Below are 25,637 nucleotides of genomic sequence, written 5' to 3' on the forward strand. Positions count from 1 at the left end.
CTTAAAACTTATATTTAAGCCCTAATCCAATTACCTCACGTATCTGAAATCCACTGGTAGCATTGTCATCATAAATTGCTTGAAACACAAAACTACCCGTAATGTATTTGTTTACAAGTAAGTTAATATTTAGTGTATAATCAATATCTACATTGGCCGGATCTTCAATATAGTTAGAGTACAGGTTTAAGAGTTGCTCTAGAGTTATATTTTTTGCCAAAGTGTATTTAGAATAAGCTGCAAGAGATCCACCAAACTCAAATCGAGAGCTTTCACCAGCATCTACACCAAAATAATCACCATCTACATAATCTGCAACATTGGTAAATTCTTTGTCTACAAATATCATACGAGATGTGACTGGAGCTATATTTATGTGCAGGTTATCACTTTTTTTCCATAACAATCCTGGTCCGATCTGTATAAAAGCCGGAGAAAAGAAATGAGTTTCTTCTGTACGAATGGTCTCTTCTGTATCAGGATCTTTGGTAAATCTATATCCTTTATCAAATTGAGATCTAAAATTGATAAACAAAGAATAATTCCAGAAACCTTGACCAATTTTTTGCCCTAATCGAGTATTAAATTCAATCCTGTCATTGGTTTTACGAGGAAAATCTTCTCCTCTTAAAAAAGTAAGTCCGTAATCTGCAATAATTTTATTATCCCAGGTTAAACTATTTTTTTTGTAGTTAAATTCATAGTTTAACGTAACATTTCCTGCAATGTTAGATGTTCCTCCACCTTGCCAGTCGTAATTAAATGCAGATTGATTAAAAAGCAAGGCAAAGTTTGCCTTATCTTTCCACCCGATATGTTCTTTTTTTTGTTTTTTGGGAGTAATTTCTTTTAGCTTCTGTTTTAAAACTATGATATTTAGGTCATTTGTGGTGTTTTTTAAAATACTATCAAGAGAACGTTTTAAATTAACTTGAATTGAATCCAGATATTTTGTTTTTTCTTTTTCCTGACCTGAAATTTTTGTTACTAACAAAAGCAGAAAAATAGCTAAAAAAAATCTACTCATTTGATCTTTTGTTGCAAGGGTAGAATACAAAGATACGGTATGCCTTTAGTTTTTTCAAATCAATGATATTTCTATCAAAAAACAACTTGTAGAAGATTACTTCCTCATTAGTCTTATACCGGTTTTAATTTGCATTTACTGATCTATTAACATAGATAAGTCAAGCCCTTATTATTTGATAATTACATACTATATTAACGTTAACAGTAGGTTAATGTGTCAAAATCATATAAAAAGAAAAGTCATTTAGAATACTTTTGATATCATGACACGTGAATAAATCAAGTAAATAATTAGATCATTTGATGTAACATATTAAATACTCATAGGTCATAGTAAAAACAACATATATCAATCAAAAAACTTTTATGTCATGAAAAATCTCACAAAGATTATTACACTGTTTTTATTGTATTGGCTGCCAAACATAAATTATGGCCAACTACCTGCAAAAATGATTCAATATCCCGATGTTTCCGATTCTAATATCTGTTTTACTTATGCAGATGATTTATGGATTGTAAATAAGCGGGGAGGCACTGCACATCGATTAACAACTAAGCCCGGTCGAGAAACAATGGGGAAATTTTCTCCAGATGGAAAAACTATCGCGTTTAATGCTAATTATGATGGAAACCATGATATATATACAATCCCGGTAACCGGAGGTATTCCTAAACGGATTACAACTCACGGAATGTCTGATAATATTAAAGCATGGACCAAAGACGGAAAATTTTTAATCTACACCTCTAGAATGGAAAGCGGTAAACAACGTTTTTCTAAAGCATTTAAGATATCTGTTAATGGAGGATTACCAATAAGAATACCGATAAGCAAAGTCGAAGAATTAGATCTGCATGTAAACGGTGATCTTGTTGCTATGACAGATAAATCAAGGCTAAGCAGAAACTGGAAACGGTATCGAGGGGGAATGGCGTCTGACATCTATCTTTTTAACCTTAAAACCTTAACTTCTGAAAACATTACCAATAACGATGGTAATGATGAACTACCCATGTGGAATAATGATGACCTTTATTATCTTTCGGATAAAGACGCTTCAAAAAAGTTCAATATCTGGAAATATAACTTACAATCGAAAGAACACGAGCAAATTACATTTTTTAAAGAATTTGATATTGAACGCCCATCTATAGGAAAATCTGAAATTGTTTTTGAAGCTGGAGGAACATTATATCTTTTAGATGTAGCAACAAAAACAACAAAAGAAATATCCATAAGTGCTATTGGTGATTTTACTGGATTAAAACCTCAGGTAAAGAAAGCAGAAAAATACATTCATAGTGTTGGTATTGCCCCAGATGGCAATAGGATTATTGTAGGTGCCAGAGGAGATATTTTTTCTGTACCTAAAAAAGATGGGATTACTAAAAACCTAACACGTACGAGTGGCATTGCAGAGCGTTATCCCAGTTGGTCACCAGATGGAAGATATATTGCATATTGGAGTGATAAAACAGGCGAATATGAATTAATGGTGAGAGATCTTAAAAATAATTCAGAGAAACAAATCTCAAAGCAAGGTCCGGGATTTAGATACCAGTTATTTTGGTCTCCTGATAGTAAAAAGTTAATTTTTGTAGATCAGAAAATGCATATAAAACTGGCAAATATTACTAACAATACGATTACCAAAATAGATCAGGAAATACAATTGTTTCAAGGAGGGTTATCTGGTTTTTCTGTGAGTTGGTCAAATGACAGTAAATATATTACCTATGCAAATTCTCATGAAAATGGAAATCAGCATATCATTATTTATGATATAGATAAAAAGAGAAAACACACTATCACTTCTGCTTTTTATGATGATGGCAGCCCTGTTTTTTCTGTCAACAATAAGTATATCTATTGTACGACGAATAGAACCTTTGATCCGGTATATAGTGATTATGATAATAGCTGGACATACCCTAATGCCACTAAAATAGGAATCATTCCACTTACAAAAGATGCAGTACATCCTATTGAATTAAAAAATGATAAAGTATCCATAAATGAAGGTGATAATAAGAAAGAGGATACCAAAGACAAGAAGAAAGAAGAAGAAAAGGAAGATCAGAAGATAAAACCAATACGCATAGATTTTGATGGTATAGAATCCAGAATGATTATTTTACCTGTAGAACTAGGGAATACAGGAGGAATAAGTGCAGCCAAGGGTAAAGTCATTTTCTTGAAACACCCCAGAACAGGATCAAAAGACGAAAAATCGGTTTTAAAATATTATGATTTTGAAGAAGATGAAGAAAATACAATCCTTGAAAATGTAGATGATTATAAACTTTCGTTTGATAACAATAATATTTTAGTATTTAGCGAAGAAAAAATGGGAATTATAGAAGTCGCAAAAGATCAATCACTAGAAGATCATATAGACACTTCTAAAATGGAAATGACCGTTAACCCAAAAGAAGAATGGAGACAAATCTTTACAGATATATGGCGTTTAGAAAGAGATTTCTTCTATGATAAAAATCTACACGGATTGGATTGGGAAGCTATGAAAAAGAAATATGAGCCATTGATCGAATATGCAGCAAGTAGAAATGACCTAAATAAAATTACCGGAGCATTAATTGCAGAACTAAATGCTTCTCATACATATAGAGGTGGTGGAGACGTAGTATCAAGCTCTAATAAAGCTACAGGCTATCTGGGTGTTGACTGGGAGATACACCAGGGAAAATACAGAATAAAAAAAATCATTACACCAGCTCCCTGGGATACAGAGGTTAAATCTCCTCTTAGAAAGCCAGGAGTTGTAGTTGAAGAAGGTGATTATATATTACGTATTAATGGAATCGAATTAACAGAATATGCAGATCCTTATGTAGCATTAGAAGGAAAAGCAAATGAAACAATAGAAATTACAGTTAGCAAAACTCCTGATGGCAAAAATAGCAAGCAATATCTTGTACAACCTATAAGAAGTGAAGCGAGGCTGAGAAATCTTGCCTGGATTGAAAAAATGCGAAAATATGTAGATGAAAAATCTGGAGGAAGAATAGGATATATTTATGTACCAAGTACAGGAATAGATGGGCAAGAAGAATTAGTTAGAATGTTTTATGCTCAACATCATAAAGATGGATTAATCATTGATGAAAGATTTAATAATGGAGGACAAATACCTGATAGATTTGTAGAATTATTAAACAGACCATTATTGAGCTATTACAAAGTAAGAGAAGGAAAAGACTGGGCTTGGCCTCCAAGAGGGCATTATGGTCCTAAAGCGATGCTTATCAATGGATGGAGTGGTAGTGGAGGTGATGCTTTTCCCGATTATTTTAAGAAAAGAAAAATAGGGCCGCTTATCGGTACAAGAACCTGGGGAGGACTAATAGGAATTTCGGGATCACCAGAATTAATAGACGGTGGATATGTAACAGTACCTACATTTAGGATGTATAACCCCGATGGAACCTGGTTTGCAGAAGGGCATGGTGTAGAACCGGATATCCATGTTCCAGAGAACCCAGGAAAAGATGCTCAAGGTATAGATGTGCAACTGGATCGAGCTATCAATGAAGTGCTGAAAACACTTAAAGAAAGTGATAAAAATCCAAAGAATAAAGTGCCTGCGGCAGAGGATCGTTCTAAGTAATTTGCTTGCAAAAGAGATACATAATCAAAGCGAGAGTATTTTCTTTACTCTCGCTTTTATTTTTTATATGATATGTATTGTATTATCAAAAATGTGTTTCATAAATTAAAGTATATTCGTGATATTGTATTATATGATTTGCTATGGAAAAATTAGAATTGATTAAAGCACAAGAATCGGATAAGGATTTCTTATTTAAATTAAGAAAAGCGACAATGGTCGAACACTTAGAGGAAATGGGAATTTTCTTGTCAGATGAAGAACATTTATCCAGAATAGATTTTCAATATGATAATGCTTATGTGATATTAAAATCTAATCAAAGAGCAGGTGTATTGAAATATATTGAAACAGAACATGCAATAGAAATACTACAAATACAAGTATTACCCGAATATCAAGGTCATGGAATAGGGAAATATGTGATTAAAGACCTAATAGAGACTGCCAAAGCTTCAAATAAAGATATGGTACTAAAAGTATTAAAAGAAAACCCAGCGAGATATTTATACGAACGTATGGGTTTTAAGACAGTTGATGAGGATAAATATGAGTTTCATATGCAATTAGCATCTAATAAAGGATAAAAATAGTAGACTTACTAAAGAAAAAAAGCATCTTTTATCAAATAAAAGATGCTTTTTTAAAGAACTATAGTTTCTTGTTTCTAGAACCCGTAATTTACTCCTAGACCAAACACTTCTCTAATCTGAAAAGCACCAACAGCATTATCATCATAGATGGCCTGAAAAGTTAGATTAGTAGATAAATATTTGTTAATCGTCATAACAATGTTTGCAGTATAATCTATATCTACATTTTGTGGATCTTCTAAGTAGTTAGAATACAAATTTAAAATGTTTTCCATAGATACATTCTTCATGATCTCAAATTTAGCATACCCATTAAGTGCAGCACCAAATTCAAAACGAAACGTATCGTTTGCTTCTACTCCAAAGTAACCTCCGGCATCGTTAAAAGCATCTATTGCTGCCTGATCATTACCCACATCTGTAAACATATCATGTACAAAAATAAATCGTGCTGTTGCAGGAGCGATATTAACTTTGAGATTATCACTTTTTTTCCATAATAAGCCTGGGCCTAATTGTAAATAAGCTGGAGAAAAAACACGAGTAGTTTCTGTTCTGATTTCTCTTGTACCAATAACATTTCCGGTAGTTGTATCTAAAATAGGTTCTTCTCCATATTCAAATCCTTTATCAAACTGTGTTCTAAAGTTTAAGAAAAAAGAATAGTACCATAATGATTCCTTGATTTGTCTACCCAATAATGAATTTAACTCTAAGCGATCATTGGTTTTGCGTATAAACTCTTGATCTTTAAGTTTGGTAAGTCCGTAATCTGCAAGAATTTTATTATCCCAAGTGAGTTTTCCTTTGCGGTAATTAAAATCATAGGATATAGAGAGATTTCCTGCAACATTAGATGTCCCTCCTCCAAGCCATTCTGCATTAAAAGCAGATTGATTTATTAATAGGCTAATGTTTCCTCCTTTGGTCCATCCTTCTTTAGGAGCGTCGTCTTTTTTTGTTTCTTCTTGTGCAAATAGAATTGTAGAGCTAATTAATAGAACTACAGTAAGCAATGTTTTTTTCATTTGATGATAGTTTTAAGGAATTTAATCAGGTTATTTTAAGGGTTAAATAATTTATTATCCTGTACAAATAACCAGTGTAAATTTTTATGTTGGCAAATATATTTTAAGAAACGTTTTTTGCTTTAAAAGTATGTTAGCAGGCCATTGTTTTTCGATAAAAAACAACATTAATAGATAAAAGGGTTTATTTCCTTTTGTATAGAGGAACAGAAGAACATGCTTCTCCATACATAATACTCTTGGCAACGGGTTGTAATTTTTGAATCAAATCGATATAAGCCCCATTAGGAACAGGCTTGTTTGTACATCCTTTTATAATAATAAGCTTGTTTTGATAAGCCGAAATATCAATAGTATTTATAATTTCGGCATAAAGTATAGTTTCCAAGGCTTCTAAAGATCCTACAGCTACCTTTTTTGCAAAAGGCTGTAATGCACTTGTTAATAAAAGATATGCCCATCCGGGAATAATAGCATCTGTAGAACAAGTTAAGGCAATATAGCTGTCTTGATATTGACTCCAGTCATGATCTAAAATGTGTTTTCTAAACTCTTTTTCGCGTAAAATTAACCCTTCAAAAAGCCAGTCTTTAATATCAAAAAGAATACGGTTACCTTTAGGGTAATACTCTTCTAAATCAAAAGTGATGAGGTTTTTATTATTAGCAACTCTATTTACAATTTCATCGGCCATTACATAGTCATTTTTATTACTTGTTTAAATTTTGAGCTTACGACTTTTATGAGTGTTATAACCCTGATATAAGTCTAAAAATGATTAAGATATTATTTTTAATACCAGATTAATAGTAACAAAAAAATAAACAAGAAATTATTACTTTGTAAAAGTAGACATTACCTTAAGAAAATCCTCTTTTTTTGAGCGGGAAATACTCACAGAGATATCATTATTCATTATAATGTAGCCGCCATCTGATTTCACAAATTTCCTGACCTCTTTTAAGTTTATTAAATAGCTATTGTGTACACGCATAAAGTCTTGCTCAAGTAATAGGCTTTCATATTCTTTTAGGTGTTTACTAACCAGCAACTTTGATTCATTTTTCATAACAAAAGAGGTGTAAGAACCATTGGCTTTACAAAATATGATATCGTCGATATTTACAAACTCAAAACCTTCGGCAGTGGCTAAACATATTTTATTAAGCTTTGGTTTTTGTTGTTTAAGATTTAGCATTAGAGTTTCCAGTTGTTTTTTGTAGATTTCCTGGTTTTTTTTCTTCCGTACTTTTTCAACTGCATTTTGTAATTCTTCAAGATCAATAGGTTTTAATAAATAATCAAGAGAGCTAAATTTTATTGCTTTAATTGCATATTGATCAAAAGCTGTGGTAAAAACAACTTCAAAATTAAAATTTGATACTTGGTTAAGTACATCAAAACCAGTTCCGGTTTGTAATTCTATGTCTAAAAAAACAACATCGGGTTTGGTAGATGAAAGGATCGTAATAGCTTCAGAAACCGAAGTAGCCATGCTTGTTACTGTTATATCTGTACAGAACTCTTCTAAGAACTGTTTTAAATTCTCTCTACTATGTTTTTCATCTTCTACAATTACTGCTTTTAAATCCATGCTATGAATATATTTTAAAGTACAGGTATCTTGATGATAACCTTTGTGCCTATAGGATTGCCATTGTCATCTTCCAGATCAACAAATTGTACACGTTCTGTAGTATTACCTGATTTATTTAGTTTTTTAAGATGCTCAGAAATCATTTCCTGCCCTCTGGATTTGGTTTTTTCTATCATGTCATTTCTTGAATTTAAAGCTTTTCTCCCTAACCATTATCTATCACTTCGCAAATTAGATAATTTTCTTTTTTGAAAAATGAAACAATCAAGCTTTTCTCATTCTACTTTTACATACCAATACTCTTCTTTTTTTATTTCATTCATATAGTTTATGAAATCTATTTTTATACAATATGTTTCGTTGGGATCTGTTTTTGAGGAGTACGAAGCGGTAATGAAATTTATATTTTTCTGATCTACACCCGATTAAAAGTATATTATTCTCATAAAGCTTATTCGATGTTTGGGAAAGTTAGAGTGATTTTATTACCAAAAATGCTCTTATCGGTATTTAGAATAGGGATTACTTTTTTCTTAATCTTATACTTTTTAATCCTATTTACAGATCTAATAAGGTCAAGGCATTTTACAATTTGTTTTCTATATTCTGGTGTATATCTGATTTTATCAATAATTTCAGTAGTATAGTTATAATGTATGTTTACAATAATATTGGATGGGCTTATCTCGAAGATTATATTTATAGTTTGATTTTTATGCTGATTATGGATAGCATGCTCTATTAGGTTTTCAAATAAAGTTTGTAAAATAAATGAAGGAATTTTTACATTTAGATGCTTAGAAGGCTTTTGATTAAAAGAAATACTATAATCAAATGTATTATTATAGCGTAGTTTTTGAAGTGTTAGATACCAATTAAGCATAGTAATTTCTTCAGTTAAATCAACGGTTTCTTTTTCTAAATGAGTTAAATAAAACCGTATAAGTTTACTAAAAACAGATAAATACTGTAAAGCTGTTTTTTTGTTTTCTGAAACAATAAAATATTGAATAGCATTGAGAGCATTAAATACAAAATGGGGGTTCATTTGAGATTTAAAAACCCTTAATTTTAAATCGAGCATTTCCTCTTTAAGCTGTAGCAAGTTTTGCTGCTCCTTTAGTAGCGCATTAGTATCTCTAACGCTTTTAATTTTTATTGCACAAATTGAAGCGATAGCAGACAACATTTTTAGGTGTTGATTTGTAAAAAAACCTTTATCAGGATGCTCACAATCAATAACTCCATAAATAACATTATCAGTTGCAATGGGCACTGTTATTTCTGATAAACGCGTTTCATCATCGACAATATATCTAGGATCCTTAGAAGTGTCATAAATAATTTCGGCTTTTCCAGAAACAGCAACACTTCCTGTAATACCTTCTCCTAATTTGATTTCTACAGGATTGTATACCAAATAATCTTTAGGGTTTTTAGGACCATAAGCCGCCTTTTGAACTAATGATTTATTTTTTTGATCTATCAGATAGATAACACAATCTATAAAACCCAATTTAGAAATACAGTTTTTAGCTAGATCCCAAAGAATTGCTTCTTCATTTTTTTTACCCAAAAGTGATTTTGAAAAATACACTAAAATATCTTCAAACTGATCTTGGTTTAAACTAAGGTGTTTTTTTAGATTGATCATAATCTAGTTTGCTTTAAAATTGATTCATATATCACAAGAGTTAAAAAGGTTGTGTGATAAAAAGCTGGCATAACTAACCAAGTTTTTAGGACAAACATAAAATGCTTTTGAAGATATTCGTTTCAGTAATTGACAGATAGTAAGAGGTAATTGATCAATGGTTGAATTATCGATAATTACATAGCACAGAATCCTTTTTAGCACCAAAAGATTTTAAAAACAGTAAAATATCTGTAAATGAATGAAGACGAGATTATATATCACAGAAAGATGAGTATATAAGTGAAGTAGTATTATAAAGCTTTATTTCTTTTTATAAAGAAGCTATTTATATCCTATTTTTTCTGAAAGCTCTATCTTGCTTTTTGCAAAATTTCCGGTTCCAAATGCAACTTCTTTTCCGTCTTTATTGTATAGTGTTGATTCTGCAACAAATAGATTTCTGGATTTAAATTTTATTTTTCCAACTGCTGTAATTATTCCCTTATCAACAGGTCGTATTAGATTAATATTAAACGAAGTAGTAAGGACAAAAACATCTTTTATAATAGAATTTACGGCAAAAAAAGCGGCATCATCGAGCAATTTAAAATAGACAGAACCATGTATTGCTCCTAATGCATGAAAATACTTCTCCGAAATTTTAAGTTCGATTTGTGCTAACCCTTCAGAAATTTTAACTGTGGTGGTATCATAGAGTGCAGTATTAATATTGGCCTGCAAATACATTCTTTCTAATTTGCTATAATGTTCAGGATTCATTTTCCTTGTTTATTTATTTTAGAAAGTTATTCCAAAATGATTGCAGTATCAGTTACAGCATACCCAGTTCTAATTTTGCTTCTTCACTCATTAAATCTTGTGACCATGGTGGATCAAAAGTAAGCTCCATTTCTACATCATTTACTGCATCTAGAGACTTTACTTTTTCTCGAATCTCTTCAGGAAGGGACTCTGCTACAGGGCAATTGGGAGAAGTAAGTGTCATTAAGATTTTTACATCATAGTCCTCATTAACAAAGACATCATAGATTAGCCCTAGCTCATATATATCAACCGGAATTTCGGGATCATAAATGGTTTTTAGTACTCTTACAATCTTTTCTCCTAAGTCGTTTGTATCTATAGTGGTTTCACTCATTTTTTTAGTTTTAATATTGCTTTAACAAGCATTGTACAACAGAAATTGATTTAATTCAATTGTGTTTGATAAGCGATAGCATACATTTTTAACTGTTTAATCATACTTACCAAACCATTAGCACGTGTTGGTGATAAATGTTCTTTTAAGCCAATTTCATCGATAAAATCGGTATCAGCCTCAATAATAGCCGAAGGGTGTTGCCCAGAAAAAACACGTATCAATATTGCAATAATACCTTTGGTAATAATGGCATCGCTATCTGCAGTAAATTCAACTTTATCATTTTTCATTTCGGCGTGTACCCATACTTTACTCTGGCATCCTTTTATGATATTGTCGTCTGTTTTATATTTTTCTTCAATAAGAGGTAGTGATTTTCCTAACTCAATCATGTATTCATATCGTTGCATCCAATCATCAAACATGCTAAATTCGTCAACAATTTCTTCCTGAATTTCTTGTATTGTCATTACGTACAAATTTTCAACAAAAATACAACAAGAATAATTGCTATTCAATACTTTCTGCCAATGATAGCATAGTATTAACTAATTCTTGTATTTCTTGAGGAGGATATCCATGATCAAAACCATTCGAAACAAACGTTTTGGTAGAAGAAATGATTTTTAGCTGTGCATGTGCAGCGCCATCAAAGAGTCTTTTTTCTGTAGGTGCTTTTAGCTCACTTATTTTATCAAGATCTATAGTTTCGAGGAGCGAAGTGATAGTATCCCAATCTTTTTTTGAGCATTTTTTTGAATCACTATTTTTTAAGTTTCTATCTGTAGTTTTTTCAATGCGATCTTTATTGATTTTGATTTGAAAAAAAGAACCTCTAGAAAGTGCCTGATATTCGATATTGACTATATTTTCCTTGGGTTTTTTATACTTCACAGGAATTTTTTGAGCTACAGATTGATTTTTTTCTTTTGATATTATTTTAACTAGAGTATAGTGTAATGAGGAACCATCAGCCGGAGGATTTTCTATTTTGGTAATGATAACTTCAATTTCGTAATTGTATCCATCTTCATACTTAAAACCCTCGATTGTATCATAAAAATAAGTCCATTTATCGTTTAGGTTTTCTTTATACAACATGCATTTTTGAGGACCAACACCAACACAATCTACCAGAGTATTTGCTATAAATACTCGTTTGGTTTCCTGGCATGAAGAAAACAAAATAACGATACTTAATAAGGAAAAAAACTTGCTCATAGATTGGTTGTTTTATTTAACACGTTGTATGGTAATTAAATAACGTTATACAAAACCAAATGTTATAAATAAATTATGAGAGCATCATCTTGGCTTTTTTAACAGCTTCGACCAAAGCATCAATTTCTTCTTTGGTATTATAGAACGAAAAAGAAGCTCGTACGGTTCCTGGTATTTTATAAAAATCCATAATAGGCTGTGCACAATGATGTCCTGTGCGTACTGCAATACCAAGTTTATCCACAATAGTTCCTACATCATAAGGATGTATATTATCTAGATTGAAAGAGATTACCGAAGTTTTGTTTTTGGAGGTGCCGTAAATTTTTAGCCCTTCAATTTCTAATAATTTTTGTGTACCGTATTCAAGAAGTTCGTTCTCATATGCGGCAATATTGTCAAAACCAATACTATTCATATAATCAAGTGCTACTCCAAAAGCAATACCACCACAGATATTAGGAGTTCCGGCTTCAAATTTATGTGGTAAACCGGCATAGGTGGTTTTTTCAAAAGTAACTTGCTCGATCATTTCACCACCACCTTGATAAGGAGGTAGTTTGTTTAACCAATCTTCTTTTCCGTAAAGCATACCTACTCCTGTGGGCCCACAAAGTTTGTGTGCAGAGGCCACATAAAAATCTACATCCAAAGCCTTAACATCTGGTTTGACATGAGGGCAAGCTTGCGCACCATCGATCAATACAGCTGCACCTACACGATGCGCCTTTTCAATAATTTCTTCGATAGGATTTATAGTTCCTAATGCGTTAGAAATATGATTGGTAAATACAAGTTTAGTGCTATTAGAAAGTAATTGATCATATACATTCATTACTAATTCACCATCTTCGTTCATTGGGATGACCTTAAGAATAGCACCAGTACGTTCACATAACATTTGCCATGGTACAATATTAGAATGATGTTCTAATGCCGAAACGATAATTTCATCACCTTTAGAAAGAAGAGAGGTAAAGCCGGTAGCGATAATATTAATACTATGAGTTGTTCCCGAAGTTAAAATGATCTCATGAGCGTATTTTGCACCAAAATGCTCTTGTATTTTCTTACGAGCAATTTCGTATGCATCTGTTGCTTCTTGTGATAAGGTGTGAACACCACGATGAATATTCGCATTGTAACTACTATAATAATCTACAATAGCATCTATAACTACCTGCGGTGTTTGAGATGTGGCCGCATTATCAAAATATACCAAAGGTTTTCCGTTTACTTCTCTGGTAAGTATTGGGAAATCGTCTCGTATTTTCTGTACATCTAGCATATTAATTTCTTTCTGCAAAAGTAGTAAGTATTTCTAATTAGGATTGTTTATTTTTAGAATGATTTAACCCTTTTTATAATGAAACGACTTAAAAAAATTATTGGGATTACATTTCTTATTCTGTTTGCAGGAATTTGTATTGCATTTGTGCTGAATTACCCAAAACTTACAATTCTAACTGGATATTCTGCAAAGCATATGAATTCATCGGTTTTTATTGCCAATAGAACTTTAGAGTTTACAGATTTAAATGACAATAATTTTGCACCGGTTGATCTGGCAGATGATGAAGTAAATTTGAAAAACAAAACATCTGTTGCCTCTGTTTTTGGCCTTAAAGAGAGAAAAGCGATTTATAGAGAAGGATTAGGGAGTGTTCTCATTGACGATGATTTTGATGAAAACACACCTGTTTTAATACCGCATAGAACTAAAACAGAAACAGGACAGTCATATCCATATGGCGAATTAGAACAAAAAGACACAGTTTTTAAAACGGTAGATTATGATAAAATAAATAGAACTGTTGCTTCAATTTTTGATTCGAATGGGGAGTATATAAAGAAAACAAGAGCTGTTCTTGTACTTTATAAAGATCAGATTATTGCCGAGAAGTATATAGATGGATTAGATAAAGATTCTAAGTTGCTGGGGTGGTCTATGACCAAAAGTATTCTCTCTACGGTTTACGGAGTGTTACAAAAACAAGGAGCTATTAACATACATGATAAAGCCCCGGTATCTGAATGGCAAAATGATAAAAGAAAAGAGATAACAATTAATAATCTGTTACAAATGAATTGTGGGTTAGAATGGGATGAGGATTATGGCTCTATTTCTGATGTTACAAAAATGCTATATGTAGATAGAGACATGACAATTGCCCAAATTCATAAAAAAGCGATTTACAAACCCAATGAATACTGGTATTATTCTTCTGGTGTGTCTAATTTGTTATCCGGGATTTTGAGAAAACAGTTCAAAAGCTATCAGGAGTATCTTGATTATCCATATCGAGAGTTTATTGATAAAATAGGAATGAATTCTATGCTTATAGAAACTGATATGACAGGTAATTACGTAGGCTCTTCTTATGCTTGGGCAACAGTAAGGGATTGGGGTAAATTTGGATTGTTATATCTGCATAAAGGGAATTGGAACGGAGAGCAGGTTTTTGAACCTTCATGGGTGGATTATGTGACTACACCAAGTCCTACATCTGAAGGAGATTACGGAGGACATTTTTGGTTAAATGCAGGAGGGTTTTATCCAGATGCTCCAAGGGATATGTTTTCTGCAAATGGATTTCAGGGACAACGGGTGTTTATTATTCCTTCTAAAGATTTGGTTATTGTACGATTTGGACTCATTGGAGATGCGGGAGTAGATTTTAATACGTTTTTAAAGAATATGGTTGACTCGATAGAGTAGAAATAAAAAACACTAAAGCCAAATCGTAGAAGATTTGGCTTTAGTGTTTTTGTTTGTTGCTGAAACAGTTGTTTTACAAATCAAAACCAATGTTTACACCAAGCTTAGTAGCGATTAGTTTATTAATTCTACTTTTTAGTTGAGGTATTTTTACACTAGACAATACATTGTTTGCAAATGCATACATTAATAAAGCCCTAGCTTCTTTTTCTCCGATACCTCTGGATTTCATATAGAATAATGCATTATCATCTAATTGCCCAATAGTACAACCATGTGAACATTTTACGTCATCTGCAAAAATTTCTAATTGTGGTTTAGAATTGATGGTTGCCTTATCACTTAACAAGATATTGTTATTAGACTGAAAAGCATTTGTTTTTTGTGCTTCTTTATTGACAATGATTTTTCCATTAAAAACCCCTGTGGCTTTTTCTCCAAAAATTCCTTTATAATCCTGATGACTTTCACAATTTGGTTCTGTATGATGTACCAAGGTATTGTGATCTACATGCTGTTTTCCTTCAATAATTGTTATACCATTAAGAATAGAGTCAATCCCTTCTCCTTTTTGATAAAAATTAAGGTTATTTCTGGTGATATTTCCACCAAAAGCAAAAGTATGTACCGATGCTACGCTTTGCGCATGCTGTTCGATATATGTATTGTCAATCAATGAAGCATTTTGATTATCATTCTGGATTTTATAGTAATCAACGATTGCTCTTTTATCTGCAAAAATTTCGGTTACAGCATTTGTAAGAACAGGGTTATCTGTTAAACTCTGATGGCGCTCAATGATTTGCACATGAGAATTTTCTCCAACAACAATCAAGTTACGAGGTTGTAACATCTGTGCAGCTTCATTTCCTGTAGAAAAGTGTATAATCTGTATAGGCTTATCAGCTAGCTTATTTTTTGGAATATAGATATAAGCTCCTTCTCTGGAAAAAGCTGTATTTAAAGAAGTAAGCCCATCTTTAGGAGCTACTTTGTTAAAATAGTTTTCAATGATTAATCGATATTTTTCATGAGTTAGTGCTGATGACATTAAACATACATCGATTTTATCATGAGTCGTTTCAGATAAATGAGACGAATACTTACCATCAATAAATACAATTTTATATGTATCCAAATCATGAAGGAAGTACTTTTTTATATCCTTAAAATCTAAAGCATTTTCTTCTTTTGGAAAAATACTGTAATCATGTTTTAGCACAGTATTTAGAGAGGTATATTTCCACGCTTCTTCTTTTTTGGTAGGAAATCCTTTTTCTTCAAAAGTTTTAATAGCCTGACTTCTGATATCATGAACAGCTGTGTCAACATCTACCGTATTTTCAAAGGCCAAAAAAGAAGATACCAACTTATCTTTCAATTCCATATTTAGTTTCAAGTTTTGTTTCTTTTACGAAACTGTTTCGAGTTTTAAGGTCGGGATTCTTATTCTTTACACCTCTAGACTCTTTTTATTTAAATAACTAATAAAACCAGCAATTCTTTTGCTCAAAGTTTCATAGTCATTAACTAATATCTTTAATGTTTTTTCTTCAATATATCCTGAATCGAAAATTCTATATAATTGAGATCTTATTTCTCCCGAAGAGGCTTTGGCTATAGAGAGGGATTGTCTAAATTCTATATTTCCGTCTCGTTCAAAACCTTCAGCGATGTTATCCATTACAGCGCCAGAAGAACCTTTAATTTGATCTTTTAGTTTATAATCATTTTCTAAACCAGTTGTTTTTGATAAAAGAATAATTTCTTTGCACAATCTTCTGGCTTCTTGCCAAATTTCTAAATCTTCAAATCTTTTTATAGTTGCCATATTTTAGCTAATTTGAAACTTTAAACAACAAACCAAACTAACAATTAAGCGTTTATTTCTTCTTTAATCCAATCGTATCCTTTTTCTTCTAGTTCTAAAGCTAATTCTTTGGTACCAGATTTCACGATTTTACCGTCATATAATACATGTACAAAATCTGGAACTATATAGTCTAGCAAACGTTGATAGTGAGTAATTACTACAATAGCATTGTCTTCACTTTTTAGTTTATTCACTCCATTGGCTACAATACGTAGAGCATCTATATCAAGTCCAGAATCTGTTTCGTCAAGGATTGCCAATTTAGGTTCCATCATTGCCATCTGAAAGATTTCATTACGTTTTTTCTCACCACCCGAGAATCCTTCGTTAAGAGAACGGGATAAGAATTTGCGATCGATTTCTAATAATTCAGATTTTTCACGAATTTTTTTAAGCATGTCTTTGGCAGGCATTTCTTCAAGACCTTGTGCTTTTCGTGTTTCATTTATGGCGGTTTTCATAAAATTAGTTACCGTTACACCAGGAATTTCTACTGGATATTGAAACGACAGAAAAACTCCTTTATGAGCCCTTTCTTCTGCTGCAAGTTCCTCAATATCTTCTCCTTCCAAAAGAATTCCTCCCTTGGTAACTTCATATTCTTCTTTACCCGCAACGATACTGGCTAATGTACTTTTTCCAGCACCGTTAGGACCCATAATTGCGTGTATTTCTCCTGCTTTTACATTTAGGTTAAGACCTTTTAAAATTTCTTTCCCTTCGACACTTGCGTGTAAATCCTTTATCTCTAACATGTTATATAAAACTTTTATCTCTTTTGAGATATAATTTATTTATTTTTCTTTTTCTGGATCAGAGTTTTTATCTTCTTCAGAAGATTTAATTTTAGTGGGCAACTCTGAAGTTGGCGCACTTACCCCGATAATTTCTTTTATTTCTACTATTTCTTCCCATCCTTGTTCTGGATTGGGTTTTATGATTCCCTTTACTACTACAGGAACCATGTCATATTCTTCTCTTTGCAGAGGTTCTACTTTTTTAGCGAGTTCTAGAGTGACATCATTAATTATCACACCATATATAAAATCATTACCTTTTAAGACTGCTGCATCATCTATAAGAATAAATTCGCCACGAATTAAATTAGGTTCTTCATTTTTGTTTTCGGATTTGCAGGAAAAAAGAATAAGACTTAGTGCAATTAAAATACATGTTTTTTTCATTAATGTAGATTTGATGGTTTTACAATTAGCCTACAGAACCTTCTAAAGAAATCTCCAGAAGTTTTTGAGCTTCTACTGCAAACTCCATAGGTAGCTTATTCAATACTTCTTTACTAAAACCATTAACGATTAAAGCGATTGCTTTTTCTGTATCGATTCCTCGTTGGTTACAATAAAAAATCTGATCTTCTCCTATTTTGCTTGTAGTTGCTTCATGTTCTATTTGAGCGGTTTTGTTTTTAGTTTCTATATAAGGAAACGTATGTGCGCCACATTCATTGCCCATCAATAATGAATCACATTGCGAAAAATTACGCGCATTGGTCGCTCTACTACTTATTTGCACTAATCCTCGATAACTATTTTGGGACTTCCCTGCAGAAATACCCTTAGAAATGATAGTACTTTTGGTGTTTTTGCCTAAGTGTATCATTTTTGTGCCAGTATCTGCTTGCTGAAAATTATTGGTTACTGCAATAGAATAAAATTCTCCTACAGAGTTATCACCTTTTAGGATACAAGAAGGATATTTCCAGGTAATTGCTGATCCTGTTTCTACTTGTGTCCAAGAAATTTTAGCGTTGTTTTCACAAATTCCTCTTTTGGTCACAAAATTATAAACTCCTCCTTTTCCTTCAGCATTTCCGGGATACCAGTTTTGTACTGTAGAATATTTTATTTCTGCATCATCCAATGCTATTAATTCAACAACAGCGGCATGCAACTGATTTTCATCACGAGAAGGAGCAGTACATCCTTCTAGATAACTTACATAACTCCCTTGATCTGCCACTACTAAAGTTCGCTCGAACTGTCCCGTACCTGCCTGATTGATTCTAAAATAGGTAGATAGTTCCATTGGACAACGAACACCTTTAGGGATATAGCAGAACGAACCATCGCTAAAAACAGCAGAGTTTAAAGCAGCATAAAAATTATCCTTTTGAGGAACCACAGCTCCGATATATTTTTTAACTAACTCTGGATGTTCTTGAATAGCTTCAGAAATAGAACAAAATATAATTCCTTTTTCAGCAAGGGTTTCTTTAAACGTCGTAGCTACTGATACAGAATCCATTACTATATCTACAGCTACTCCTGCTAATTTCTTTTGTTCGTCTAATGAAATCCCAAGTCTTTTAAAAGTATCGAGTAATTCTGGATCTACCTCATCAATACTATTGTATTTAGGCTTTTTGTTTGGTGCAGAATAGTAAGAAATATTCTGAAAATCAGGCTTTTCATAAGTAACATTTGCCCATTCGGGTTCTTCCATCTGTTCCCATGCTCGAAAAGCTTCAAGCCTCCATTCTGTCATCCATTCGGGTTCTTCTTTTTTCTTAGAGATTGCACGAACTATATCTTCATTAAGACCAACAGGAAAAGTATCAGATTCTATATCGGTATAAAATCCATACTCGTACTCTTTGGTCTCTAGTTCTTTTTTTAAGTCGTCTTCAGTATACGCCATTTTCTTTATCCTAGAATTAATTCAGGACTTTTTTTATAGATTAAAGGGAAAAACTTTCTCCACAGCCACATGTTCTACTGGCATTCGGATTATTAAACACAAAACCGGTACCATTTAAACCACCAGAATATTCTAGAGTTGTACCAATTAAATAGAGAAAACTTTTTTTATCTACAATGATTTTTACACCATTATCTTCAAATACTTTATCTCCTTCCTGTTGTGCTTTATCAAACTTTAAATCATATGATAAACCAGAGCACCCCCCACTTTTTACACCTACACGCACATAATCGGTAACTGCATTATATCCATCCTCACTCATCAACTCGATGACCTTATTTTTTGCTATGTCTGATACCTTAATCATACTTTTATAATATAGATTAATTCTAAATGAAATGCAAATATACTACATAAGTAGATTTTATACACAAAACCTAACATATATCTGTTATATATTAGAATAGGTAAAAGTTATAATGGTCTATAGAAAAATACTTTAGAATTCTGAAAAACGAGTGTCATTTACATAATCATCATCTGTAAGTGTTTTTAAAAAAGCGATAATTTGCTGTTTTTCTTCGGTTGTCATTGGGATTCCCAAGGTTCCATTTTGATTTTTAAACATTGGATCTAAAGTTTCAGAATCTACCACACCATCACTATAATGATTTAAAACATCATCTAAAGTTTTTAATCGACCATCATGCATGTACGGAAAAGTAAGTTCAATATTTCTTAAACTAGGAACTTTAAATTTTTGCATATCCTCGGTTAATCCTGTAACACGTTTTCTTCCTATGTCATTGTATTGAGGATCAATGGGTAGTCCATTATTACGATACGATTGATCCGTAAATAATGTACCTTTATGACAAGAAGCGCATTTAGCTTTAAAGAGTTCGAAACCAGTAGCTTCTGCTGCTGTAAAAACAGAGCCTTCATTCCTTTCAATTTTGTCGTATTTGGTGTTTGCAGAAATCATCATAATCATAAATTGAGAAATTGCTTTGAGCATATTATCAGAATTTATTTTTTGATCTTCGAATGCTTCTGCAAATAATTTTACATATTCTGGTTGCTCTTCTAGCTTTTTAAGAATACTATTAAAAGTTTCATTCATTTCTACTTCTGCAGTGATGGGTATAATAGGCTGAAGATCCAGGTGCATTGCAGCTCCGTCCCATGTGAACTCTTTCATAAAAGCCATATTGTGTAATGGCTGTGCATTACGAGTTCCTAAGGCACCGCCTACACCATGGCTTACAATATGTGTATGATGGGTAAATGCAAAATCCTGAATATGACAAAAACCACAAGAAATTACACCATCAGAGGCTAGACGACCATCATAAAACAACTTTTTTCCTAATTCGAAACCTTTTTCGGTAGGAGGATTAAGTGCTATATTATAGGTAGGGTCGGGAAAGTTTGAGGGTACAGTAAATTCTAGTTTTGCATTTTCTATAGGAACATAGTTATCCTTATCAGAGCTACATGCAGTTCCGATAAGGATAATTGCTATATATGATAATAATTTCAAAATATTACTTTAATTAGATACGCTAGTTGCAGTAAACATAGCGCTTATATTTTCTGCAATTTTTGGCGCAAACTCTGCATCTACCTGAATACTATTTTTTACTTCTAGTGAATGTGTATTTGTACCATCAAATATCTTTGCAATATCTACATTAATTGCTATTTCTGGTGATTTTGATTCTTCAATAGTTAATGTGCTGGGTAATTCGATTGTGATTTCCTTATAATTGTCTAAAGTAGTACCATGGCTTCCAACATGAATTAAAAAATCCATATTAGCGCCACCATTTACGGTATATGTTCCTTCAAATTTAAGGAATTTATATCCAGCAGACCAACTCCATAACATTCCGCTTTCTTCTGCTGTAGGAATAAAGTTCGCCATTCCGTTAAGTGGATATTTTGATTGGTCGACCCCAAAACCAAACTTGATTTTAGTATATTCTCCTGCACTAATATCGGCAAGGCTCACTTTTTTGCTTTCTAAAACTTCTTCGTTAATTAAGAAATAACTTCGATCTACAGGATATACAAATTCTTGGCCATTAGCTTTAATTAAAACAATATTGCTTATAATATATTTTAATTCTGAAATGGTATAGACTTCATTACTTGCGTTGGTATAGGAATCTGTAGTTAATTCGATGCCATTATTATTGATTGTGTTTTTAAAATCAAGGATAGCATTTCCGAAAGTATTTGTTGCTCCGTCATCATCATTTTTACAGGAGGATACAATTACTAATGTTGCTATGAGGATATATATGATGTTTTTCATTGTGTTTATTTATATTTAATTATTAGTACGTCTTTAGATCCCTTATTGGCGGGGATATCAAAGTCGTTACTTTCAGAGTTGCCTACAACAATTACTTTTTTGTCGCTTGTTTCTATGCAGCCTTCTCCAAATTCTGCTTGGCTACCACCACTAGTTAGTTTCCATTGAACTTCTCCATTAGTAGTTATGATCATGCTCCAGACATCACTTTGTCCTTTATTTTGTGCAACATCAATATCATTGCTTCTAGAGTTACCTGTAATAACAAAACCACCGTTTTGCATTTTGGCAATAGCTCTACCGGTATCAAAGGCTGTACCGCCCAATGATTTTTCCCAAAGTAGATTACCATTACCATCAATTTGTATCAACCAAAGATCGGCATTTCCGTTGGCACTAGAAATATCGCCATCTGCACTTCTGGAATCTCCTACAATAAGAAATTTTCCATCACCAGTAGCTGCAATGGCATATCCTACATCAATTTCTGATCCGCCAAATGATTTTTGCCATAACTTGGTACCTTCTTTATTAATTTTTACAGCCCAAAAATCATAACTTCCTTTACTATTAGTAATGTCAAAATCAACACTTTCTGATGAACCAATCATTATAAAGCCGTCGTCTTGAGTTTGTACCACATCGTAACTACGATCATTATTGGTGCCGCCAAAAAAACGCCGCCACTCTTTTTCTCCAGCAGAATTAAGTTTGATACCCCAGAATTCTCCAACTCCATGTTTTGAAAAACCACTTTTGTTGTCATTGCCTTCTCCACCACTAGCGGTTACATCTAGAAAACCTGTAATGAAATACCCGCCATCACGAGTTTGTACAACAGAAAAGGCTCTGTCTATTCCGGGAAACCCAAAACTTTTTTCCCATTGAATACCTCCAGAGGCATCTGTTTTTACAATCCAATAATCTTGTAATCCGGCATTTGTACTTACATCTTCATCTGCACTTCTGCTATATCCTACCAATGCATATCCACCATCTGTAGTTTGAATGATTTTTTCTCCTCTTTCATCTCCAGAACCTCCATAAGTTTTACTCCATGAAATTTCTCCTTCTTTGGTTATTTTAAGTAACCAATAGTCACTATCAGGAGCGGTTTTATCGGTAATATCTCCGTCAATGCTTTGGGTATATCCGGCTATTGCATAACCCCCATCAGTAGTTTCGACTACTGATAGGGCATTATCTTCATTACTTCCTCCAAACGTTTTTACCCAGTCTATTTCACCTAAAAATCCTTCTAAAGGAGGAACGGGTGTCACATTATCTTCATCATCGCTACCACAAGCAATCAAAGTTAATGTTGTAATACAGATGATAAGTATATTGAATAAGAATTTAGAGCGGTTCATTTGTTAGTATATTTTATAGACATTATTTTTTCACAAAACGCTTGGTAGTAGTACCTTGGTTTTTGGTGGTAACTTGTAAAAAATAAACTCCTGTTTTCAAATTAGAAACATCAATAGTATTTTTAACGGTTCCTTTGCCTACTAATTGCCCTATAAAATTTTTGATTTCAAAATTTGAAGTCTCATTAGCAGCATTTTTATCGCCCATAAATACATTCATGATTGACCCTTGAACTGGATTTGGAAAGATCGAAAAAGAGATGTCTTCTGTTGAAATCAAAGATGAATTAGTAGCAACACTTGTTGTAAGAGCAATATTATCAATGGCGATATCGGCTTGCCAGGTAGATCCTGTGACTCTGTTAAATCTTAGTCTTAGAGCCTCACCAATATATTGAGAAAGATCTAGATTAATGGTGTTCCAGGAATTTCCTTGATTGCCTGTTTTACTCCAAATACTTGTCCATGAAGCACCATCATTTGTTGATGCCTCAACCGCTATACTTCCCATATCAGATGCACCAAACATATGGTATGTAAATGTAAATGCAGGAGAAGCAGTACCACTTAGGTCAAAACAAGGAGATGTTAGTATTGCTCGCTTATTAGGAAATCCTGTTCCATTTCCCGAAGCCTCTACATAGACATAATATGTTCCTTGATTTGCGCTTGATGGTCCTGTATTTCTTGATGGAGTTCCATTAGCATCTACGGTCCAATTGATATCATCTGATGATGATTGTGTCCACAAGCCTAAAGTATTTTCAAAACTTTCATTATATGGAAATGATGATACTCCACCAGCACATACATCACCACTACCTTCGGTAATAGTAACTGTGTAATCTTCAACCTCACCATATTGGAACGATTCACAAGATGTAGGAACACCATTATATTTCATAGAGACACGCATTCTGGTTGATACTGCAGAAACACTAGATGGGATTGAAAACGTTCCGCTAACCGGGGTAGTTCTCGTTGCATTCTGTGACCATACTTGTTCTCCAGAATCTGCAAAATCACCATCTTGATTAAAGTCGATCCATACACTATACCCTTCACTGTATACTGTACCCGACCATGTTGGAGTGATCGTAATCGTATGTGATGTGCCTTTTGCAAGATTAGTGGATATAGAGGTGTGGTCTGCATAACCACCACTAGATGCACCAGACGTATTATTTATACTTCCGATAGATACATTACTAATGTATTCATCAGAAACACTATTTCCATTAGAATTACAATAATTCACTTGCACATCTGTAGTTGTGAAATTAACAGAACTGCTGTAGTTAGATGAAGTCCCGTCCTGACATTTACTTCTTACTTGTGCTTCGTAAGATGTGGTGGCAGACAAGCCAGTTATAGTATTAGACGTTCCATTTACAGCTGTAGTTGTCCAGGAAGAAGTCCCGGTCTGACGATATCTTAAATCATAAGTAGCATTGGCAACACTTGTCCAATTAATAGTAGCAGAAGTTGCATTTATATTAGAAGATCCAACACCGGTAGGAACAGTTGCCTGGCATACCGCAGGTGCACTTTTTCGTATTAAAAAAAAACCTCCTTCGATATCACTTAGAACAATGTTTCCGCTATTAAAATATGGATATACGTTCCATACTCCATTAAAGGCAGCTCCATTACTAGAGGTATAGGTATCAAAAGATCCTATTTCGGTCATATTCTTATTTCCTATATCAGAAATATCAATAACTCTAATACCTGCACGATAATTGGCTAGATAAAACTTATTTCCTTTTACATAGCCATTATGGTCAATTGCTGCTGTAGGACCTGTATAAGTCATATGTTCTTTTGGGTTGTCTAGATCCAGAAAATCAAAGATTATGGTTCTGGTATTAAATCCAACTCCTTGCTCATCGGTTTCGTCACCTAATATAAAATATCTCATGTCTTCTGTAAACCAACCTTGATGTGTGTATCCAACATCAGAGTATTTAATGGTTGAAATAGTAACAGGGTTTGCTTTATCTGTAATGTCTGCAATCACAACTTCTATCTCGTTACTACCGATTAGTATTTCTTTACCCGAATAATTACTATCAGGACCATTATAGGTTACTACCTGCGCATCATGTGTGTATGCGCGTTGTCCACCAGATAGAAACCCTCCGGCATTGGTCGGGTTTTTTGGATCTTGGATGTTAATAAAAAGAGGGCCTCCTTTATAAGGGCCAGAACTTCTTTGAGCACCTACAACATAAGCATACCCAGAATCTTCATTGATTACAATGTTGTGAGCATTACCGAATTCTGTATACCTTTTATCTGCGGTAAAATTTTGAGGAGGATTTGCTACGTTACGTAATCTTGTAAGATCAAAAACCTGCATTCCATGATTAGCAGCTTCACTTACTATAAAAGCATGATTTTTATACACTTTTACATCTCTCCAATCACTGTTAGAGGTAGCTGTTGGTAATTTACCAAGATAAACGGGATTAGTTGGATTCGAAATATCAATAAATGCGGTTCCGTTATTTAAACCAATAATTGCATATTCATTACCATTTTGTGGATCTGTCCATCCCCAGCTATCATTACCGGCTCCGGCACTCATTTGAGATAGTGTGATGTGAGACATTAAATCGTAATCGTTACAAGGGTAAGAACCTGCCAGCCCGTTTTGACAAGGGGTCTGACCATAAGAGAATACTACTGATAATATCAGTAGAAGAGTAGTTAGATTTTTCATTGAGTTTGTGGTTTAAGAGTTAATTAGAAACTGAAGTTTATGTCATATGCTAATAGTTTAGTTTTTAAATAATT

General features: G+C 33.1%; 24 protein-coding genes and 1 pseudogene. 3 read left to right on the forward strand and 22 right to left on the reverse strand.

Translation table 11 applies throughout. The annotated features are described in order from the left end of the window. Position 1: 1 nt before the first annotated feature. On the reverse strand, positions 2-1,027 hold the full coding sequence (locus Z053_RS0116845) for a DUF3078 domain-containing protein (protein ID WP_025666160.1): 1,026 nt from the start codon (positions 1,025-1,027) through the stop codon (positions 2-4). Positions 1,028-1,400: 373 nt separating this feature from the next. Between Z053_RS0116845 and Z053_RS0116850 the strand changes: the two genes are divergently transcribed. Continuing rightward, entirely contained in the window at positions 1,401-4,661 is a 3,261-nt protein-coding gene (locus Z053_RS0116850) for a S41 family peptidase (RefSeq protein ID WP_025666161.1), read from the forward strand. 143 nt (positions 4,662-4,804) lie between these two features. Further along, a complete protein-coding gene (locus Z053_RS0116855; protein WP_025666162.1) occupies positions 4,805-5,248 on the forward strand; it encodes a GNAT family N-acetyltransferase in 444 nt (147 codons plus the stop codon). Between the two features lie 80 nt (positions 5,249-5,328). Here Z053_RS0116855 and Z053_RS0116860 read toward each other — a convergent pair whose 3' ends face one another. The 10 genes from Z053_RS0116860 to Z053_RS0116905 all read right to left on the reverse strand — a co-directional run bounded on the left by Z053_RS0116860 (position 5,329) and on the right by Z053_RS0116905 (position 13,186). Then, on the reverse strand, positions 5,329-6,282 hold the full coding sequence (locus tag Z053_RS0116860) for a DUF3078 domain-containing protein (RefSeq protein WP_025666163.1): 954 nt from the start codon (positions 6,280-6,282) through the stop codon (positions 5,329-5,331). 184 nt (positions 6,283-6,466) lie between these two features. Beyond that, positions 6,467-6,976, reverse strand: a complete 510-nt coding sequence (locus tag Z053_RS0116865) for a DUF2480 family protein (RefSeq protein ID WP_025666164.1) — start codon at positions 6,974-6,976, stop codon at positions 6,467-6,469. Positions 6,977-7,117: 141 nt separating this feature from the next. Next, on the reverse strand, positions 7,118-7,876 hold the full coding sequence (locus tag Z053_RS0116870; RefSeq protein ID WP_025666165.1) for a LytR/AlgR family response regulator transcription factor: 759 nt from the start codon (positions 7,874-7,876) through the stop codon (positions 7,118-7,120). Between the two features lie 14 nt (positions 7,877-7,890). Continuing rightward, positions 7,891-8,055: a hypothetical protein gene (locus tag Z053_RS31585; protein WP_160170114.1), complete on the reverse strand. Its 165-nt coding sequence runs from the start codon at positions 8,053-8,055 to the stop codon at positions 7,891-7,893. A 275-nt stretch (positions 8,056-8,330) separates the two neighbouring features. Next, positions 8,331-9,533: a histidine kinase gene (locus tag Z053_RS0116880; protein WP_025666166.1), complete on the reverse strand. Its 1,203-nt coding sequence runs from the start codon at positions 9,531-9,533 to the stop codon at positions 8,331-8,333. Positions 9,534-9,857: 324 nt separating this feature from the next. After that, positions 9,858-10,295: a PaaI family thioesterase gene (locus tag Z053_RS0116885; RefSeq protein ID WP_025666167.1), complete on the reverse strand. Its 438-nt coding sequence runs from the start codon at positions 10,293-10,295 to the stop codon at positions 9,858-9,860. A 52-nt stretch (positions 10,296-10,347) separates the two neighbouring features. Beyond that, positions 10,348-10,674, reverse strand: coding sequence for an SUF system Fe-S cluster assembly protein (locus Z053_RS0116890; RefSeq protein ID WP_025666168.1), 327 nt, complete (start codon positions 10,672-10,674; stop codon positions 10,348-10,350). 50 nt (positions 10,675-10,724) lie between these two features. Continuing rightward, complete coding sequence (locus Z053_RS0116895; protein ID WP_025666169.1) at positions 10,725-11,147, reverse strand: SufE family protein; 423 nt, start codon at positions 11,145-11,147, stop codon at positions 10,725-10,727. Positions 11,148-11,187: 40 nt separating this feature from the next. Further along, a complete protein-coding gene (locus tag Z053_RS30285) occupies positions 11,188-11,898 on the reverse strand; it encodes a DUF4377 domain-containing protein (RefSeq protein WP_025666170.1) in 711 nt (236 codons plus the stop codon). A gap of 73 nt (positions 11,899-11,971) precedes the next feature. Beyond that, positions 11,972-13,186, reverse strand: coding sequence for an aminotransferase class V-fold PLP-dependent enzyme (locus Z053_RS0116905; protein ID WP_025666171.1), 1,215 nt, complete (start codon positions 13,184-13,186; stop codon positions 11,972-11,974). A 78-nt stretch (positions 13,187-13,264) separates the two neighbouring features. Between Z053_RS0116905 and Z053_RS0116910 the strand changes: the two genes are divergently transcribed. Further along, positions 13,265-14,617, forward strand: coding sequence for a serine hydrolase domain-containing protein (locus Z053_RS0116910; protein WP_025666172.1), 1,353 nt, complete (start codon positions 13,265-13,267; stop codon positions 14,615-14,617). Between the two features lie 73 nt (positions 14,618-14,690). Here the strand turns inward: Z053_RS0116910 and sufD are convergent, their stop codons facing one another. The 11 genes and pseudogenes from sufD to Z053_RS32205 all read right to left on the reverse strand — a co-directional run. Further along, positions 14,691-16,004 (reverse strand): Fe-S cluster assembly protein SufD, encoded by a 1,314-nt coding sequence (gene sufD / locus Z053_RS0116915; protein ID WP_025666173.1) that lies wholly within the window; start codon positions 16,002-16,004, stop codon positions 14,691-14,693. Between the two features lie 66 nt (positions 16,005-16,070). Then, a complete protein-coding gene (locus Z053_RS28795; RefSeq protein WP_035096343.1) occupies positions 16,071-16,448 on the reverse strand; it encodes a four helix bundle protein in 378 nt (125 codons plus the stop codon). A gap of 44 nt (positions 16,449-16,492) precedes the next feature. Continuing rightward, on the reverse strand, positions 16,493-17,245 hold the full coding sequence (gene sufC / locus Z053_RS0116925; protein ID WP_025666174.1) for a Fe-S cluster assembly ATPase SufC: 753 nt from the start codon (positions 17,243-17,245) through the stop codon (positions 16,493-16,495). 39 nt (positions 17,246-17,284) lie between these two features. Then, positions 17,285-17,674, reverse strand: a complete 390-nt coding sequence (locus Z053_RS28800) for a hypothetical protein (protein WP_025666175.1) — start codon at positions 17,672-17,674, stop codon at positions 17,285-17,287. 25 nt (positions 17,675-17,699) lie between these two features. Then, positions 17,700-19,145, reverse strand: coding sequence for a Fe-S cluster assembly protein SufB (sufB, locus tag Z053_RS0116935; protein WP_025666176.1), 1,446 nt, complete (start codon positions 19,143-19,145; stop codon positions 17,700-17,702). 40 nt (positions 19,146-19,185) lie between these two features. Then, positions 19,186-19,515 (reverse strand): HesB/IscA family protein, encoded by a 330-nt coding sequence (locus Z053_RS0116940; RefSeq protein ID WP_025666177.1) that lies wholly within the window; start codon positions 19,513-19,515, stop codon positions 19,186-19,188. Positions 19,516-19,647: 132 nt separating this feature from the next. Next, positions 19,648-20,691 carry a cytochrome-c peroxidase gene (locus tag Z053_RS0116945; RefSeq protein WP_081748284.1) on the reverse strand — a complete coding sequence of 348 codons (1,044 nt, stop codon included), beginning with the start codon at positions 20,689-20,691 and terminating at the stop codon, positions 19,648-19,650. Positions 20,692-20,700: 9 nt separating this feature from the next. Next, on the reverse strand, positions 20,701-21,468 hold the full coding sequence (locus Z053_RS0116950) for an MbnP family protein (protein WP_025666179.1): 768 nt from the start codon (positions 21,466-21,468) through the stop codon (positions 20,701-20,703). 5 nt (positions 21,469-21,473) lie between these two features. Beyond that, positions 21,474-22,838: a hypothetical protein gene (locus Z053_RS0116955; protein ID WP_025666180.1), complete on the reverse strand. Its 1,365-nt coding sequence runs from the start codon at positions 22,836-22,838 to the stop codon at positions 21,474-21,476. A 22-nt stretch (positions 22,839-22,860) separates the two neighbouring features. After that, the gene (locus Z053_RS32200; protein WP_241459841.1) at positions 22,861-24,396 is read right to left on the reverse strand and encodes a GEVED domain-containing protein; all 1,536 of its coding nucleotides are present in this window, start codon (positions 24,394-24,396) and stop codon (positions 22,861-22,863) included. Further along, a pseudogene (locus Z053_RS32205) lies at positions 24,385-25,563 on the reverse strand (choice-of-anchor B family protein); the annotation flags it as partial. The pseudogene Z053_RS32205 and the gene Z053_RS32200, both read right to left, overlap by 12 nt. Positions 25,564-25,637 lie beyond the last annotated feature (74 nt).

The sequence above is a fragment of the Aquimarina megaterium XH134 genome (genome assembly GCF_000520975.1).
Taxonomy (GTDB): domain Bacteria; phylum Bacteroidota; class Bacteroidia; order Flavobacteriales; family Flavobacteriaceae; genus Aquimarina; species Aquimarina megaterium.

Bases quoted from the DNA above. Each gene is read 5' to 3' on its own strand.
- Z053_RS0116880 (WP_025666166.1), bottom strand. From the start codon at position 9,533: ATGATCAATCTAAAAAAACACCTTAGTTTAAACCAAGATCAGTTTGAA.
- Z053_RS0116905 (WP_025666171.1), bottom strand. From the start codon at position 13,186: ATGCTAGATGTACAGAAAATACGAGACGATTTCCCAATACTTACCAGA.
- Z053_RS0116860 (WP_025666163.1), bottom strand. From the start codon at position 6,282: ATGAAAAAAACATTGCTTACTGTAGTTCTATTAATTAGCTCTACAATT.
- Z053_RS30285 (WP_025666170.1), bottom strand. From the start codon at position 11,898: ATGAGCAAGTTTTTTTCCTTATTAAGTATCGTTATTTTGTTTTCTTCA.
- Z053_RS0116845 (WP_025666160.1), bottom strand. From the start codon at position 1,027: ATGAGTAGATTTTTTTTAGCTATTTTTCTGCTTTTGTTAGTAACAAAA.
- Z053_RS0116940 (WP_025666177.1), bottom strand. From the start codon at position 19,515: ATGATTAAGGTATCAGACATAGCAAAAAATAAGGTCATCGAGTTGATG.
- Z053_RS0116955 (WP_025666180.1), bottom strand. From the start codon at position 22,838: ATGAACCGCTCTAAATTCTTATTCAATATACTTATCATCTGTATTACA.
- Z053_RS31585 (WP_160170114.1), bottom strand. From the start codon at position 8,055: ATGATAGAAAAAACCAAATCCAGAGGGCAGGAAATGATTTCTGAGCAT.
- sufC (WP_025666174.1), bottom strand. From the start codon at position 17,245: ATGTTAGAGATAAAGGATTTACACGCAAGTGTCGAAGGGAAAGAAATT.
- sufB (WP_025666176.1), bottom strand. From the start codon at position 19,145: ATGGCGTATACTGAAGACGACTTAAAAAAAGAACTAGAGACCAAAGAG.
- sufD (WP_025666173.1), bottom strand. From the start codon at position 16,004: ATGGAATTGAAAGATAAGTTGGTATCTTCTTTTTTGGCCTTTGAAAAT.
- Z053_RS0116865 (WP_025666164.1), bottom strand. From the start codon at position 6,976: ATGGCCGATGAAATTGTAAATAGAGTTGCTAATAATAAAAACCTCATC.
- Z053_RS0116950 (WP_025666179.1), bottom strand. From the start codon at position 21,468: ATGAAAAACATCATATATATCCTCATAGCAACATTAGTAATTGTATCC.
- Z053_RS0116855 (WP_025666162.1), top strand. From the start codon at position 4,805: ATGGAAAAATTAGAATTGATTAAAGCACAAGAATCGGATAAGGATTTC.
- Z053_RS28800 (WP_025666175.1), bottom strand. From the start codon at position 17,674: ATGAAAAAAACATGTATTTTAATTGCACTAAGTCTTATTCTTTTTTCC.
- Z053_RS0116870 (WP_025666165.1), bottom strand. From the start codon at position 7,876: ATGGATTTAAAAGCAGTAATTGTAGAAGATGAAAAACATAGTAGAGAG.
- Z053_RS0116850 (WP_025666161.1), top strand. From the start codon at position 1,401: ATGAAAAATCTCACAAAGATTATTACACTGTTTTTATTGTATTGGCTG.
- Z053_RS0116910 (WP_025666172.1), top strand. From the start codon at position 13,265: ATGAAACGACTTAAAAAAATTATTGGGATTACATTTCTTATTCTGTTT.
- Z053_RS0116890 (WP_025666168.1), bottom strand. From the start codon at position 10,674: ATGAGTGAAACCACTATAGATACAAACGACTTAGGAGAAAAGATTGTA.
- Z053_RS28795 (WP_035096343.1), bottom strand. From the start codon at position 16,448: ATGGCAACTATAAAAAGATTTGAAGATTTAGAAATTTGGCAAGAAGCC.
- Z053_RS0116895 (WP_025666169.1), bottom strand. From the start codon at position 11,147: ATGACAATACAAGAAATTCAGGAAGAAATTGTTGACGAATTTAGCATG.
- Z053_RS0116885 (WP_025666167.1), bottom strand. From the start codon at position 10,295: ATGAATCCTGAACATTATAGCAAATTAGAAAGAATGTATTTGCAGGCC.